At 66.5% G+C, this 14,262-nt stretch carries 13 protein-coding genes and 1 pseudogene; 10 read left to right on the forward strand and 4 right to left on the reverse strand.

The window, feature by feature from the left end; genetic code table 11:
* Both J0J10_RS18090 and ligD read left to right on the forward strand, forming a co-directional pair.
* Nucleotides 1-330: pseudogene (locus tag J0J10_RS18090) on the forward strand (non-homologous end joining protein Ku); the annotation flags it as partial.
* 18 nt (nt 331-348) lie between these two features.
* Complete coding sequence (gene ligD, locus J0J10_RS18095) at nt 349-2,937, forward strand: DNA ligase D (RefSeq protein ID WP_291647965.1); 2,589 nt, start codon at nt 349-351, stop codon at nt 2,935-2,937.
* Here the strand turns inward: ligD and J0J10_RS18100 are convergent, their stop codons facing one another.
* On the reverse strand, nt 2,938-3,309 hold the full coding sequence (locus J0J10_RS18100) for a winged helix-turn-helix transcriptional regulator (protein ID WP_291647967.1): 372 nt from the start codon (nt 3,307-3,309) through the stop codon (nt 2,938-2,940).
* Between the two features lie 116 nt (nt 3,310-3,425).
* Between J0J10_RS18100 and J0J10_RS18105 the strand changes: the two genes are divergently transcribed.
* The gene (locus tag J0J10_RS18105) at nt 3,426-4,037 is read left to right on the forward strand and encodes an NAD(P)-dependent oxidoreductase (RefSeq protein ID WP_291647969.1); all 612 of its coding nucleotides are present in this window, start codon (nt 3,426-3,428) and stop codon (nt 4,035-4,037) included.
* A gap of 157 nt (nt 4,038-4,194) precedes the next feature.
* Here J0J10_RS18105 and J0J10_RS18110 read toward each other — a convergent pair whose 3' ends face one another.
* Entirely contained in the window at nt 4,195-5,373 is a 1,179-nt protein-coding gene (locus J0J10_RS18110; protein ID WP_291647971.1) for a fumarylacetoacetate hydrolase family protein, read from the reverse strand.
* A 210-nt stretch (nt 5,374-5,583) separates the two neighbouring features.
* Between J0J10_RS18110 and ugpB the strand changes: the two genes are divergently transcribed.
* From ugpB to J0J10_RS18140, 6 genes are all read left to right on the forward strand, one after another.
* Complete coding sequence (gene ugpB, locus J0J10_RS18115; protein ID WP_465247223.1) at nt 5,584-6,900, forward strand: sn-glycerol-3-phosphate ABC transporter substrate-binding protein UgpB; 1,317 nt, start codon at nt 5,584-5,586, stop codon at nt 6,898-6,900.
* Between the two features lie 60 nt (nt 6,901-6,960).
* Nucleotides 6,961-7,842 carry a sn-glycerol-3-phosphate ABC transporter permease UgpA gene (gene ugpA / locus J0J10_RS18120; protein ID WP_291647973.1) on the forward strand — a complete coding sequence of 294 codons (882 nt, stop codon included), beginning with the start codon at nt 6,961-6,963 and terminating at the stop codon, nt 7,840-7,842.
* Nucleotides 7,843-7,981: 139 nt separating this feature from the next.
* Nucleotides 7,982-8,740, forward strand: a complete 759-nt coding sequence (locus tag J0J10_RS18125) for a creatininase family protein (RefSeq protein WP_291647974.1) — start codon at nt 7,982-7,984, stop codon at nt 8,738-8,740.
* Entirely contained in the window at nt 8,740-9,588 is an 849-nt protein-coding gene (gene ugpE / locus J0J10_RS18130) for a sn-glycerol-3-phosphate ABC transporter permease UgpE (RefSeq protein WP_291647976.1), read from the forward strand. Before J0J10_RS18125 ends, ugpE begins: the two co-directional genes overlap by 1 nt.
* Before the next feature lie 7 nt (nt 9,589-9,595).
* A complete protein-coding gene (locus J0J10_RS18135; protein ID WP_291647977.1) occupies nt 9,596-10,675 on the forward strand; it encodes a sn-glycerol-3-phosphate import ATP-binding protein UgpC in 1,080 nt (359 codons plus the stop codon).
* Nucleotides 10,676-10,955: 280 nt separating this feature from the next.
* Nucleotides 10,956-11,636, forward strand: coding sequence for a L,D-transpeptidase (locus J0J10_RS18140; protein ID WP_291647978.1), 681 nt, complete (start codon nt 10,956-10,958; stop codon nt 11,634-11,636).
* Nucleotides 11,637-11,644: 8 nt separating this feature from the next.
* Here the strand turns inward: J0J10_RS18140 and J0J10_RS18145 are convergent, their stop codons facing one another.
* Both J0J10_RS18145 and J0J10_RS18150 read right to left on the reverse strand, forming a co-directional pair.
* On the reverse strand, nt 11,645-12,529 hold the full coding sequence (locus tag J0J10_RS18145; RefSeq protein ID WP_291647979.1) for an aldose epimerase family protein: 885 nt from the start codon (nt 12,527-12,529) through the stop codon (nt 11,645-11,647).
* A 14-nt stretch (nt 12,530-12,543) separates the two neighbouring features.
* Complete coding sequence (locus tag J0J10_RS18150; RefSeq protein ID WP_291647981.1) at nt 12,544-13,281, reverse strand: IclR family transcriptional regulator domain-containing protein; 738 nt, start codon at nt 13,279-13,281, stop codon at nt 12,544-12,546.
* A gap of 120 nt (nt 13,282-13,401) precedes the next feature.
* On the opposite strand from J0J10_RS18150, the gene J0J10_RS18155 reads away from it, so the two are divergent.
* Complete coding sequence (locus J0J10_RS18155) at nt 13,402-14,262, forward strand: CoA transferase subunit A (RefSeq protein ID WP_291647982.1); 861 nt, start codon at nt 13,402-13,404, stop codon at nt 14,260-14,262.

Here is a 14,262-nt window from a genome sequence, read left to right on the forward strand (position 1 = left end):
AAGCTCGATCCGGAACTGGTCGATCTCGCCACCCACATCATCGACAAGAAGCAGGCGAAGTTCGATCCGAGCGGCTTCGAGGATCACTACGAGGAGGCGCTGCTCGCGCTGATCGAGGCCAAGCGCAAGGGCAAGAAGCCGCCGGTCGCAAAGCCGGCGGAGCGTCCCAGCAATGTCGTCAACCTGTTCGAGGCGCTGAAGAAGAGCCTCGGCGAGGAGAACTCGTCGCGCGAGCCGCCGCGCAAGAGCTCTTCGCAGCGCAAGGCTTCGCCCGGGGCCGGCAAGCCGACGAAGAAACCTGCCGCTGCCAAGACCAGGAAGAGTGCCTGACCCGCCGCGGAGGGCGCCATGGCCAATCTCGACCTCTACCGTTCGAAACGCGACTTTTCACGGACGCGGGAGCCGAAAGGCGCGGCGAAACGCCGGAGCAGGGCGGAACAGGCCGGCGGCGTCTTCGTGATCCACAAGCACGCCGCACGCCGTCTCCATTACGATCTCAGGCTCGAGCATGATGGCGCGCTCTGGTCCTGGGCGGTGACGCGCGGCCCGAGCCTCGACCCCGCCGAGAAGCGTCTCGCGGTCCATGTCGAGGACCATCCGCTCGAATATGGCGGCTTCGAGGGCACGATTCCCGAAGGCGAATACGGCGCCGGCTCGGTCATCATCTGGGACGAGGGCAAGTGGCTGCCGGAGAGCGATCCAGTCCGCGGCATGGAGAAAGGCCATCTCGCCTTCACGTTGGAAGGCCACAAGCTCGGCGGCCGCTGGCATCTGGTCAGGCTGAAACCGCGCCGGGGCGAGAAGCGCGACAACTGGCTGCTGATCAAGGTCGACGACGATTTTGCCTGTGACGACGAGGATATCCTGGAAAGCGCGCGGGATTCGGTGAAGTCGGGCCGCAGCGTCGCGGAGGTCGGCGAGGATCCCGCAGGCGACGTCTGGTCGACCGACGAGAAGCCTGCGAAAGGGCGTAAGCCCAAGAGTGCCAAGCTCAAGACCGCCAGGCCCAAGAGCGCCAAGCCCAAGACCGGCGAGCCCAGCGCAGCAAAGGCCAAGGCGGCCGGCCGTCCGGCCAAGGCCGAAGGCGAGGAACTGCCGCGCTTCGTCGAACCCTGCCTCGCGACCCTGCAAGACAAGCCGCCGAGCGGCGACAACTGGCTGCACGAGGTCAAGTTCGACGGCTACCGGCTGCAGGCGCGGATATCCGGCGGAAAGGTCAAGCTGCTTACCCGGACCGGTCTCGACTGGAGCGAGCGCTTCGGCGCGCCGATCGCCGCGGCTCTCGCGGCGCTTCCCTGCGAGACGGCGCTGATCGACGGCGAAGTCGTGGCATTGGGCGAGAACGGCATTTCCTCCTTCTCGGCGCTTCAGGCCGCGCTGTCGGATGGCGAGACGGCCTATCTTGTCTTCTATGCCTTCGACCTGCTCCATCTCGACGGCGAAGATCTGCGGGCGGAACCGCTGCTCGCGCGTAAGGAAAGGCTGGAGGAGCTGCTGCAGGCTGCGAAACCCGACGCAGCCCTGCGCTACAGCGAGCACTTCGTCGAGCCGGGCCAGACCATGCTCCGCCATGCCTGCCGCATGGGGCTCGAAGGCGTGATCTCGAAGCGGGTGGACGCGCCCTATCGCAGTGGTCGGGGTCGCGACTGGATCAAGTCGAAATGCACGCAGCGCCAGGAATTCGTCATTGCCGGCTATGTCCCGTCCAAGGCCTCGCGCAACCAGCTCGGCTCGCTGGTCCTCGGCTATCATGAAGGCGGGGAACTGAAGCCGGCAGGCCGCGTCGGCACCGGCTTCACTCGCAAATCGGCCGCGGATCTCAAGAAGCGGCTCGACGCGATCGCCGCGAAAACCGCCCCTTTCGAGGGCGCCGCTGGACGCGAGCGTGGTATCGTCTGGGTGAGGCCCGAGCTCGTCGCCGAGATCGCCTTCGGCTCCTGGACGGCCTCGAAGACGCTGCGGCATTCGGCCTTCCTCGGCCTGCGCGAGGACAAGCCGGCTGATGAAGTGATCGAGGAGAAGCCGACCAAGGCTGCGGCGAGCAGGGGGCGGTCAGCGGCAAAGCCGGCGCCGCCGAGGGCATCCCGGCGGGAGACCACCGTGACGTTGAGCAATCCCGACAAGCCGCTCTGGCCCGATATCGGCTTCACCAAGCAGAACCTGCTCGACTACTACGCCAGTGTCTGGGAGCGCATGGCGCCCTTCGTCGTCGAACGGCCCCTGAGTCTGCTGCGCGCGCCCGATGGGATCGGCGGCCAGGTCTTCTTCCAGAAGCATGCCGGCGCCGGGCTGCACAAATCCGTCTCCCGGATGAAGGACAAGGATGGCGAGGAGCTGCTCTTCATCCGCGATTTCGACGGTCTCGCTGCCTTGGTCCAGCTCGGCACGGTCGAGATCCATCTCTGGGGCGCGAAGGTGGATGCCGTCGAAACCCCGGATCAGGTGATCTTCGACCTCGACCCGGACAAGGGCGTGCCGATGGAGCGGGTGCGCGCGGCGGCGCTGACGGTCCGCAATCGCCTTGATGAGCTCGGTTTCGCGAGCTTCCTCAAGACTTCCGGCGGCAAGGGTTTCCATGTCGTCATGCCGCTGCAGCCGAAGTCCGGCTGGGCCGAGATCAAGGCGTTCGCCCGCGATTTCGCCAAGGCGATGGAGCAGGCGCAGCCGAAGCTCTACACCGCGACCTTGTCGAAGCAGGCGCGCAAGGGTCGGATCTTCGTCGACTATCTCCGCAATGGCCGCGGTGCGACTGCGATCGCCCCCTTCTCGACCCGCGCCCGTCCCGGCGCGGCCGTCGCCATGCCGGTGGCTTGGGAGATGCTGGAAGAAGGCCTGGCGCCGGATGCCTTCAAGGCGCAGGAGATCATGGATAAGGGCCTCCCGGCGGATGCCTGGGCCGAATTCTTTGCGCCGAAGCGGGCTCTCAAGGGCCGCTGATCAAGCGGCGACCTCGCCGCGGTCATAGCGCCGCTGCGCCTCCTCGACCTCACCGATATGGGCCTCGGCCCATTGCGTCAGCGCCTGCACGGTGCTGGCGAGCGTCCGCCCGAGCGGCGTCAGCGCATATTCGACGGTGACCGGCACCGTCGCGAAGGCGCGCCGGCTGATCAGCCCGTCGCGTTCCAGGCTCTTCAGCGTCTGCGACAGCATTTTCTGCGAGATGCTGTCGATCCGCCGGCGCAGTTCGTTGAAGCGCAGCGTCTCCCGCTCGAGCAGGATCAGGATCAGAACCGCCCATTTGTCGCCGATCCGGTCGAGCACGCGCCGGGTCGGGCATTGGGCGTTGAACGGATCGGGGCGCTGCAGCATGGCGGTTTCCGGCAGGTGACCTTGTGCGGCGAAAGTGCCTTCTTGAGCGAAAATCGCACAGGCGCCATCTGGTGTCCATCGGGATGCAGGTTCCCAATGGATACCAGGAGATCGACATGAATATCGCTTTGATCGGCGCGACCGGCTTCATCGGCTCGCGCCTGCTCGCCGAACTGACCCGCCGCGGCCACCAGGTCACCGCCATCGTCCGCAATTCCGAGAAGGTGCCGGCAGGCCCAAGCGTCTCTGCGCGGAAGGGTGACGTCTTCGATCGCGATGGGCTCGCGGCCCTGATCGCCGGCCATGACGCCGTGATCAGCGCCGTTCACTTTTCCGCCAGCGACCCGGCCGGGCTGCTCGCGGCGGTGAAGCAGTCAGGCGTGAAGCGCTATCTCGTCGTCGGGGGTGCGGGCAGTCTCGAGGTCGCGCCCGGCGTGAAGCTGTTCGACACGCGGGACTTCCCGGCGGTGTATCTCGACGAAGCCAGGAAGGGCGGCGTGTTCCTCGACCTGCTGAAGGCCGAGACGGCGCTCGACTGGAGCTTCCTCTCGCCTTCGGCGCTGATCCAGCCCGGCGAGCGCACCGGCAAATTCCGCCTCGGCAAGGATCAGCTCCTCGTCGACGCGAACGGAAACAGCGCGATCTCTGCCGAGGACTATGCGATCGCGCTGGTCGACGAGCTGGAAAAGCCGGCGCATTCGCGCCAGCGCTTCACCGTCGGCTATTGAACGCAGCCGTATTCTCTGGAAACCGCTGCGTCATCCCGGACAAGCCGCAAAGCGGCGCTGATCCGAGATCCATCGTAGGGCTGCTGAGCTTTACGATGGATTCCGGGGCAGGCCCGGGATGACGCCAAGTCGGCAATGGCCAGTGGTCGCCCAGCGTTCAGAGCAGCCCGCGCTTGGCGAGGTTGCGCATCAGATGCGAGGCGCCGAAGCGCCAGGGCTCGCATTCGTCGGTACGGCGCATGCGGTTGATCAGCGCGCCGAGCTCGGGCGCGGCGATGGTGACGACGTCGCCGTATTTATGGGTGAAGCCGCCGCCCGGCGCGTCGCGATCCTGGATCGGGGCGAACATCGTGCCGAGATAGAGCGCCGCGCCGTCCGGATAGTGGTGGTGCGGGTTGAGCATCTGCGCGGTGAGATCGGCCGGGTCGCGGCTGATCTTGGCGATCGAGGACGCGCCTTCGAGCTTGAAGCCGTCATCGCCCGCGACGCTCAGCGTCACCGTGGTCCGGCGGACATGATCGAGCGAGAAGCCGGCATCGAAGAAGCGGATGAACGGGCCGATCGCCGCCGCGGCGTTGTTGTCCTTGGCCTTGCCGAGGAGCAGGGCCGAGCGGCCCTCGACATCGCGCAGGTTGACGTCGTTGCCGAGGCTGGCGCCGACGATCCGGCCGTCCGAGGCGACGATCAGCACGATCTCGGGCTCGGGATTGTTCCAAGTCGAGCCCGGATGCAACCCGGCATCGGCGCCGGTGCCGACCGCCGAGAGCGGCTGGCCCTTGGTGAAGATCTCGGCATCCGGGCCGATGCCGACCTCGAGATACTGGCTCCAGGCGTTCTGGGCGATCAGCACCTCCTTCAGCCGCATCGCCTCGGGCGAGCCCGGCTTCAGCTTGGAGAGGTCGTCGCCGATCAGCTTGCCGATCTCGCCGCGGATCGCGGCGGCGGCGGCCGGATTGCCACGGGCCTTTTCCTCGATGACCCGCTCCAGCATCGAGATTGCGAAGGTGACGCCGGCGGCCTTGACCGCCTGCAGGTCGACCGGGGCCAGCAGCCAGGGCTTGCTCGCGTCCCGGCCCTCGGCCGGGGTGTTGGCGAGGATCTCGGCGAGACTGCCGACCCGCTCGCCCTTCGCCGCGGCGAGCGCCGCTGCCGGATCCGTGCTCTCGCAGAGATCGCGCATCGTCGCGAAGGCCGAGCTGATGTCGACGAGGTCGTCGCCGCGCAGGACGACGACCGACGGCCCCCCGAGTTCGGGCCGCCAGACGCGGCCGGCCAGCGCGGCGCGGGCGGCATCGGCCGGCAAGGTGTTGGCGGGCGTGAGCGAGAGCGTCGGCATCGGGATCGGATCCATCGAGAAGGGCGTACTGGCCGGGCAGAACAGCCGCTTCCGCAGGATTGTGCAAGACCTGGGGGCTGCTTCCATCGCAGGGCGGCGATGTCATCGTTTTGTCATTGAAACGTCGCCCCGGCTTCATGCTAGCTTGCGCACCAACGACAAGAGCCGCCTGCACGCTGTGGCAGGGCGGGAAGGGAGAATGCCATGACCGTGAAACTGACGACGCTTGCCTCGGTGGCTGCTTTTGCTCTGGCCGCGGCTTCGCCGGCCCTAGCCCAGACCGAGATCCAGTGGTGGCACGCGCTGACCGGCGCCAATAACGACGTGGTCGTCAAGCTCGCCGAGGAGTTCAACGCCTCGCAGAAGGACTACAAGGTCGTCGTCGCCTATAAGGGCTCCTATCCGGACACGCTGAACGCCGGCATTGCCGCCTTCCGCGCCGGCAACGCCCCGCACATCCTCCAGGTCTTCGAGGTCGGCACCGGCACGATGATGTCGGCCAAGGGCGCGGTTAAGCCTGTGCACGAGCTGATGAAGGACGCCGGCGAAGCCTTCGATCCCAAGGCCTATCTGCCGGCGATCACCGGCTATTACTCGACCCCAAAGGGCGAGATGCTCTCCATGCCGTTCAATTCGTCGAGCATGGTGATGTGGTACAACAGGGACGCCTTCAAGAAGGCCGGCCTCAACCCCGACGCGCCGCCCAAGACCTGGCCGGAAGTCTTCGAGGCCGGCAAGAAGCTGAAGGCCGCCGGCTTCGACAAATGCGGCTTCACCAATGCCTGGGCGACCTGGGCGAACATCGAGCAGTTCGGCGCCTGGCACAACATTCCGCTGTCGACCAAGGTCAACGGCATGGAGGGTTTCGACGCCGTCCTCAACTTCAACAAGAGCCCGATCTTCCTGAAGCACTGGACCAATCTGGTCGAGCTGCAGAAGGACAAGACCTACGATTATTCCGGCCGCACCAACACCGGCGAGGGCCGCTTCACCTCGGGCGAATGCCCGATCATGCTGACCTCCTCGGGCTTCTTCGGCAACGTCAAGGCGAACGCCAAGTTCGACTGGGCCAATGCGCCGATGCCGTATTATCCGGAGGCCGCCGGCGCCCCGCAGAACTCGATCATCGGTGGCGCCTCGCTCTGGGTGATGGGCGGCAAGAAGGCCGAGGAATACAAGGGCGTCGCCAAGTTCTTCACCTTCCTGTCGAATGTCGACCGCCAGGTGAAGCTGCACACCGAGTCCGGCTATCTGCCGATCACCAAGGCCGCCTATGAGAAGGTCAAGGCTTCGGGCTTCTACAAGGACAAGCCCTATCTCGAGACCCCGATCCTCGAGCTCAACAACAAGGAGCCGACCGACAACTCCAAGGGCCTGCGCTATGGCAGCCTCGTCCAGATCCGCGACATCTGGTCGGAGGAGCTGGAGGCCGCGCTGAACGGCCAGAAGTCGCCGCAGGCGGCGCTCGATGCCGCGGCCGAGCGTGGCAACCAGATGCTGCGCCAGTTCGAGCGCACGGCCAAGTAAGGCCACTGACCGGAGGTCGGGACGCCCGTCCCGGCCTTCTTCTTCCTGCCAGGGCGGCCGATGCAGAAATACGCTCACTTCAAGGGCCTGACGATCCCGCTGCTTCTGCTCTTGCCGCAGCTCGCGATCACGCTCGTCTTCTTTTACTGGCCGGCGAGCCAGGCGGTCTGGCAGAGCTTCCTGCTGCAGGACGCCTTCGGCATCTCGACCGAATTCGTCTGGTTCGAGAATTATCGCCTGCTCTTCTCCAGCCCGGAATACTACAAGGCGCTGATCAATACCGCGATCTTCTCGGTCTTCGTCGCAGGCCTGTCGCTGTCGATCGCCCTGCTCTTCGCGGTGATGGCCGACCGGGCGATCCGTGGCGCCGAAATCTACAAGACTCTGCTGATCTGGCCCTATGCGGTGGCGCCCGCCATTGCCGGCGTGCTCTGGATCTTCATGTTTGATCCCTCGCTCGGCATGCTGGCGCGTGGCCTGCGCAGCCTCGGCATCGCCTGGAATCCCAAGCTCGACGGCACCGACGCGATGACGCTGGTGATCATGGCGGCGACCTGGAAGCAGATCAGCTACAATTTCCTGTTCTTCCTCGCCGGCCTTCAGTCGATCCCGAAGAGCGTGATCGAGGCGGCGGTGATCGACGGCGCCCGGCCGATGCGCCGCTTCTGGACGATCATCTTCCCGCTGCTCTCGCCGACGACCTTCTTCCTGCTGGTCGTCAACCTCGTCTACGTCTTCTTCGACACCTTCGGCATCATCGACACCGTCACCGGCGGCGGGCCTTCGGGCGCCACCACCACCCTGGTCTACAAGGTCTTCTCCGACGGCAAGGGCGGCTCCGATCTCGGCGGCTCGGCCGCGCAGTCGGTCGTGCTGCTGATCATGGTGATCGCCATGACCGCCTTCCAGTTCCGCTTCATCGAGCGCAAGGTGAACTACTGATGGCCTCCGTGCCTACCCTCCCGTCATGGTCGGGCTTGTCCCGACCATCCACGCCTTTGGTGGTCGAGGGCCGTGTTCAAGACGTGGATGCTCGCCACAAGGGCGAGCATGACGGCTGGACGAGCGGAGGCGCGCGCTGATGGCCTCCGTGCTCTGGCAGGAACTCACCGCCGAGGAATTGCGGGCCAAGGCGGCGAGCGACGCCGTCGTCGTGCTCCCCGTCGCCTCGATGGAGCAGCACGGGCCGCATCTCGCCGTTGGCGTCGACACCGTGCTCTGCGGCGCCGTCTGCAAGCTCGCGGCCGAGCGCGCCGGGGATCTCGAGGTCGTGGTGGCGCCGACGCTCTGGTGCGGCATGGCCGAGCACCACATGGCCTTCGGCGGCACCTTCACCTTCGACATCCCGACCTATCGCGCCGTGCTGCTCTCGCTGCTGAAGAGCCTGGAGCGGCACGGCTTCCACCGCGTCGTGATCGTCAACGGCCATGGCGGCAACATCGCTGCGCTCTCGGCCTTCCTGCCGGATTTCGCCCGCGAGACCTCGCTCTCGATCCGGGCGACGACCTACTTCTTGCTGGCGCAGCAGGAGATGGCGCCGTTCATGGAAGACCAGACCAGCGTGATGCATGCCTGCGAGGTCGAAAGCGCGATGATGATGGCGATCGCCCCCGACCTTGTCCGCAACGAGCGGCTGCCCGAGGCCTTCGGCATGCGCGATGCCGACCCGGCGGCGCTGATGCGGCCGACGGTGGCGCGCTATCGCCCCTTTCGCGAGATGACCGAGACCGGCGTGATCGGCGATGCCCGCAGGGCGACGCCGGAGAAGGGCCGCGCCTTCCTGGATGCGGCGGCGGACGCGCTGGTGCGCCTGCTGCGCGAGCGTGGAGACCACGCCTGATGGTCGAGGACCGCCGCCTTGGCGATGCGATCGCCTATACGATCCTGACGATCGGTGTTCTGATCGTCGCCTTCCCGGTCTGGCTGACCTTCGTCGCCTCGACCTGGGACAACGCCACCATCATCAACGGTCAGTTGCCGCTCTATCCCGGGCCTTATCTGTTCGAGAACTATTACCGGATCCTCTTCGTCGGCACGTCGGGCACGACCCGCGAGCCGGTGATCGGGATGATGTTCAACTCCTTCGTGATGGCGATGGCGATCGCGCTCGGCAAGATCTTCATCTCCGTGCTCTCGGCCTATGCCATCGTCTATTACCGCTTCCCGTTTCGGATGGCGGCGTTCTGGATCATCTTCGTCACGCTGATGCTGCCGGTCGAGGTCCGCATCTTCCCGACCTTCAAGGTCGTCTCCGATCTGCGCATGCTCGACAGCTATCAGGGCCTCGCCGTGCCGCTGATCGCCTCGGCGACCGGCACGCTGCTGTTCCGCCAGTTCTTCATGACCATCCCGGACGAATTGCTCGAAGCCTCGAAGATCGACGGTGCCGGTCCGTTCAAATTCTTCAAGGACACGGTCTGGCCGCTCTCGCTGACCACCATCGCCGCGCTGTTCGTCATCCAGTTCATCTATGGCTGGAACCAGTATCTCTGGCCGCTCTTGGTCACCACCAAGGATTCGATGCAGACCATCGTCATCGGCATCCGCAAGATGATCGTCACCTCCGACGCCCTGACCGAATGGCAGCTCGCCATGGCCACCGCCATGCTGGCCATGCTGCCGCCGGTCCTCGTCGTCATCGCCATGCAGAGGCTCTTCGTGAAGGGCCTCGTGGAAACCGAGAAGTAAGCCGCCAATGGCTCAGGTCACGCTCAGCAACGTCAAGAAAGTCTATGCCGGCGGCGTCGAGGCGGTTAAGGGCGTCTCCTTCGACATCCCGGATGGCGGCTTCTGCGTCCTCGTCGGCCCCTCGGGCTGCGGCAAGTCGACCCTTCTGCGCATGGTCGCCGGGCTCGAGACGATCTCGGCCGGCGAGGTCGCGATCGGCGAGCGTGTCGTCAACCAGGTCGAGCCGGCCGACCGCGACATCGCCATGGTCTTCCAGAATTACGCGCTCTATCCGCATATGAGCGTCTACGACAACATGGCCTATGGCCTGCGCAATCGCGGCACGCCCAAGGACGAGATCGAGAAGCGCGTCGCCGAGGCGGCCCGCATCCTGGCCATCGAGCCTTTCCTGCAGCGCCGGCCGCGCCAGCTCTCCGGCGGCCAGCGCCAGCGCGTCGCCATGGGCCGCGCCATCGTGCGCAAGCCGCAGGTCTTCCTGTTCGACGAGCCGCTCTCCAATCTCGACGCCAAATTGCGCGTCCAGATGCGTGTCGAGATCAAGAAGCTGCAGCGCGCGCTGGGCGTCACCGCGATCTACGTCACCCATGACCAGGTCGAGGCGATGACGCTCTCCGACAAGCTCGTGGTGATGAATGGCGGCCAGGTCGAGCAGATCGGCGTGCCCTCCGAGGTCTATCGCAAGCCGGCGAGCCGCTTCGTCGCGACCTTCATCGGCTCGCCGCCGATGAACCTTCTGCCCGGCAAGGTCGACGGCCCCGGCATCGTCGCGCTCGGCGAGGCGATCCTCCAGGCCCGCGACCTGCGCGAGGATCTGCCGGCCGGCACCGCGGTTGAGGTGGGCTTAAGGCCGGAGGATGTCGAGATCGCCTCGGAAGGCGCCGCCGGCTCGCTGCCCTTCGATGTCGATTTCGTCGAGGAGCTCGGCGCGACGCAGCTCTTTCATGGCCGGCTCGCCGAGCATGGCTTCGTCATGCAGGCGGCGACCGGCGATGTCGCGGCGCAGCCGGGCCGGCTCTGGATCACCGTCGATCCCGATCGCGTCCATGTCTTCGACGCAGCCACCGGCTTGCGGCTCGGCCGGGCCTGAGCGCACCCAGGGCGCCTGCTTTCAGCGGGCGCCATCGCGTCATTCCGGGCCACTCGCTTTCGCGAAGCCCCGGCATGATGGCGGAGCTCGGACAAAACATGGGAGACGCCAACCGGTCGCGGCGCGACGGCGGAAACCATTCTCCCGATTTGCTCTTTACAAGCGCCCGCGCCGGGCTTTCCCTGAGGTCAAGGCCGGAGCTGCCCGCATGAGGTCGTTCGACCCGTCTGGCGCGGCAAGCAGAGAGCCGTCTCGGGTAGCGTCATTCGGGAGTAGCGTCATGTCCCGCCTTCTCGGCATTCTGGCCTTCATCTTTGCCGCACTCGCCGGCCTCGGCACGGCGCAGGCCGGCGTCAATGTCCGGATCGACCTCGCCGCCCAGCGCATGACCGTCAAAACCAGCGACGGCGAGGTCCACAACTGGGCGATTTCCTCCGGCCGCAAGGGGTTCCGCTCGCCGAACGGCGTCTATCGGCCGACCCGGCTCGAACGCAGCTGGTACTCGCGCAAATATGGCGGTGCGATGCCCCATTCGGTCTTCTTCCGCGGCGGCTATGCCATCCATGGCACGACGGCCGTCGGCGCGCTCGGCCGGCCGGCCTCGCATGGCTGCATCCGGCTCCACCCGGCCAATGCCGCCAAGCTGTTCGCGCTGGTCAAGAAGCACGGAGCCGGCGCGACCCGCATCGCGCTCAACGGTGCAGTCACCGACAACTACTCGCGCTTCGCCAGCGCCTCGGGCGGCAGCAAGGTCGCCAAGGCCAAGCTGAAGAGCAGCAAGAGCCAGGTCGTCCGGGCCAAGGCCAAGGCGGAGAAGGCGCAATTTGCGGCCAGGCAGCGCAAAGCACCGGGCTGGGGCGAGGCGCGCGAGCAGATCCTGCTACGACCGGGCCTGCCGCCGGGCGCCTATGGCTACCAGCCCTATGGCGGCGGAGGTTATGGCGGTTCGGGCTGGCGCTGAGGTCCTCCTCAGAGCGCCGCGGCCGAGACCCGCATCCAGCCTTCGAGCGTCTCGCCGGGCTGAAGCCGCCTGAGCGGTGAGGCGGCGCGGACCACGGCCTCGCTTGGAGCTCCGGCGGCGTGGCTCTGCGGCTCGACGCAGAGGAAATCGGCGCCGGCCGGCGCCCAGACCACCGGGCAGCGCAGACTCTCGCTCGCGCTGATCGTGATCGCAAGCCCGGCGGAGGGCGTCTCGATCCGTGCCGAGCCGTCCCAGCCGAGGAAGCTCCAGGCCGTCTCGGCCCCGGTGGCGAAGACTGGTTTGCCGGCATAGGGGCCGCCCGCCGGGAGTGCCTGCGTCCCGGTCGCGCGGAACTTCTCGCCGAAGATCAGCGCGCCGCTCGCGGTCATACCGAGCCGCGTATCGGGCGCGCAGGGAAACCAGGGATGCAGCCCCATGCCGAAGGGTAGGGCCGTGTCCGACTCGTTGGTGAGCGAAAGTGCGATGGTCATACCGCCTTCGCCGAGCCGGATGTCCTGCCTTGCGCGGTAGCGATAGGGGTCGGGGCCGGCACTACGGCGGTGGAGCAGCGCGGTATGGCCGGTGCTCTGTTCCGCGACCTCCCAGGCTGCCTGCCAGCCGAAGCCATGAATCGTGCCGGAAGGATCGTTAGCCGGCACGGTGAAGCGGCTCTCGCCATCGTCGACGAGGCTGTCGAAGGCGCGGTTGGCGAAGGGCAGCATCGCCCAGCAGCCGAACTTGTTCGGTGCGTTCGTCCATGGCGCGAGAGCCTCCGGCGCATGCAGCAGCCTGTGAGAACGACCATCGGGTCCGCGCCATTCCAGCGCGGCGACGATGCCGCCATGCGCGGGCGAGATCCGGGCGGCATAGGGGCCGGCTGCGAGGGCGAGCATGGGGATGGCTCCGTTCAGGCGATCAGGGGCTGCAGCAGCTTCTGCATTGCGCGCATGCGCGGCAGCAGATTGGTCTCGATCTCGTCGCCGGCGACGCGCTGCGACTGGACCGAGAGGTTGAAGGCGGCGGCGACCTGACCGCGGCCGTTGACCAGCGGCATGGCGAGTGAGACCAGGCCGAGCTCGAGCTCCTGGTCGACGATCGCATGGCCCTCAGTCCGCACTTGCGCGAGGATCTCCATCAGCTTGCCGATTTCGGTCACCGTATGCGGCGTCAGCGCGTTGGGCTTGCCGGCGAGGATGCGGGCGCGTGCCTCCTCCGGATCGAGCGCGGCGAGCAGCACGCGGCCCATCGAAGTGCAGAAGGCCGGCAGGCGTGAGCCGGTCGAAAGCCCGACCGACATGATCCGGCGCTGGGCCGAACGGGCGATGTAGACGATCTCGTGCCCGTCGAGCAGGCTGGCCGAGCAGGATTCGTGGGTCTCTTCCGAGAGGCGTTCGAGGAAGGGCTGAACGAGCTTCGGCAGCGCCGTCGAGGACAGCCAGGCATAGCCGAGCCGCAACACGCGCGGCGTCAGCCGGAAGAATTTTCCGTCGAACTCGGCATAGCCGATGCGTGTCAGGGTGAGCAGGCAGCGGCGGGCGGCGGCGCGCGAGAGATCGGTGGCGCGGGCGACTTCGGCGATGGTCAGCCGGTCATGCCCGGCATCGAAGCACTCGATCACCGCCAGGCCCTTTTCGAGCGCCGCCATGTGATCGGGCGAGGCCGGCAGCCGACCTGCTTCGCTGCTTGACCCTGCCAAGACCTGTCCGTAAAGTTCGAAAATGAGAACGATGTGCGATAAACGCACAACTGGTGAGGAGATGTCAAGGTGGCGAAATTCGTCTCCCTGCAGGAGGGGATCGAGGAGGTCCTGCGCGATGGCGACCAGGTCTCGATGGAGGGTTTCACCCATCTGATCCCGCATGCCGCCGGCCATGAGGCGATCCGCCAGGGCCGCAAGCGGCTGACCCTGATCCGGATGACGCCGGACCTGATCTACGATCAGATGATCGGCACCGGCTGCGCCGAGAAGCTGATCTTCTCCTGGGGCGGCAATCCCGGCGTCGGCTCGCTGCACCGCCTGCGCGACGCGATCGAGAATGGCTGGCCGCATCGGCTGGAGATCGAGGAGCATAGCCACGCGGCCATGGCCAACGCCTATGAGGCGGGCGCCGCCAACCTGCCTTTCGCCGTGTTCCGCGGCTACAAGGGTGTCGACCTGCCCAAGGTCAATCCAAATATCCGCTCGGTGACCTGCCCCTATACCGGCGAGGTGCTGGCGACCGTGCCGGCGCTGCGTCCGGATGCGGCGGTGATCCACGCGCTGCGCGCCGATCGCGAGGGCAATGTCCTGCTCGAGGGCATTGTCGGCGTGCAGAAGGAGGCGGTGCTGGCGGCGAAGCGCTCGCTGGTCACGGTCGAGGAGATCGTCGAGGATTTCGGGCCGCGCAACGCCAATGCGGTGATCCTGCCGTCCTGGACGGTCACCGCCATCGCCCATGTCCCGGGCGGCGCCTACCCGTCCTATGCGCATGGCTATTACAAGCGCGCCAACGAGTTCTACATCGGCTGGGACAAGATCGCGCGCGAGCGCGACAGCTTCTTGTCATGGATCAAGGCGAACGTCCTGGAAAAGGGCCCTGATGCGTTCGCGCAATATGCCCGGCCCCGGCGTCAGGCGGCGGAGTAA

Source organism: Allobosea sp. (genome assembly GCF_017308075.1).
In the GTDB taxonomy this organism is placed as follows: Bacteria; Pseudomonadota; Alphaproteobacteria; order Rhizobiales; family Beijerinckiaceae; genus Allobosea.

Excerpts from the sequence above, each read along its gene's own strand:
- ligD (WP_291647965.1), top strand. The coding sequence starts at position 349 with ATGGCCAATCTCGACCTCTACCGTTCGAAACGCGACTTTTCACGGACG.
- J0J10_RS18100 (WP_291647967.1), bottom strand. The coding sequence starts at position 3,309 with ATGCTGCAGCGCCCCGATCCGTTCAACGCCCAATGCCCGACCCGGCGC.
- J0J10_RS18105 (WP_291647969.1), top strand. The coding sequence starts at position 3,426 with ATGAATATCGCTTTGATCGGCGCGACCGGCTTCATCGGCTCGCGCCTG.
- J0J10_RS18110 (WP_291647971.1), bottom strand. The coding sequence starts at position 5,373 with ATGCCGACGCTCTCGCTCACGCCCGCCAACACCTTGCCGGCCGATGCC.
- ugpA (WP_291647973.1), top strand. The coding sequence starts at position 6,961 with ATGCAGAAATACGCTCACTTCAAGGGCCTGACGATCCCGCTGCTTCTG.
- J0J10_RS18125 (WP_291647974.1), top strand. The coding sequence starts at position 7,982 with ATGGCCTCCGTGCTCTGGCAGGAACTCACCGCCGAGGAATTGCGGGCC.
- ugpE (WP_291647976.1), top strand. The coding sequence starts at position 8,740 with ATGGTCGAGGACCGCCGCCTTGGCGATGCGATCGCCTATACGATCCTG.
- J0J10_RS18135 (WP_291647977.1), top strand. The coding sequence starts at position 9,596 with ATGGCTCAGGTCACGCTCAGCAACGTCAAGAAAGTCTATGCCGGCGGC.
- J0J10_RS18140 (WP_291647978.1), top strand. The coding sequence starts at position 10,956 with ATGTCCCGCCTTCTCGGCATTCTGGCCTTCATCTTTGCCGCACTCGCC.
- J0J10_RS18145 (WP_291647979.1), bottom strand. The coding sequence starts at position 12,529 with ATGCTCGCCCTCGCAGCCGGCCCCTATGCCGCCCGGATCTCGCCCGCG.
- J0J10_RS18150 (WP_291647981.1), bottom strand. The coding sequence starts at position 13,281 with ATGGCGGCGCTCGAAAAGGGCCTGGCGGTGATCGAGTGCTTCGATGCC.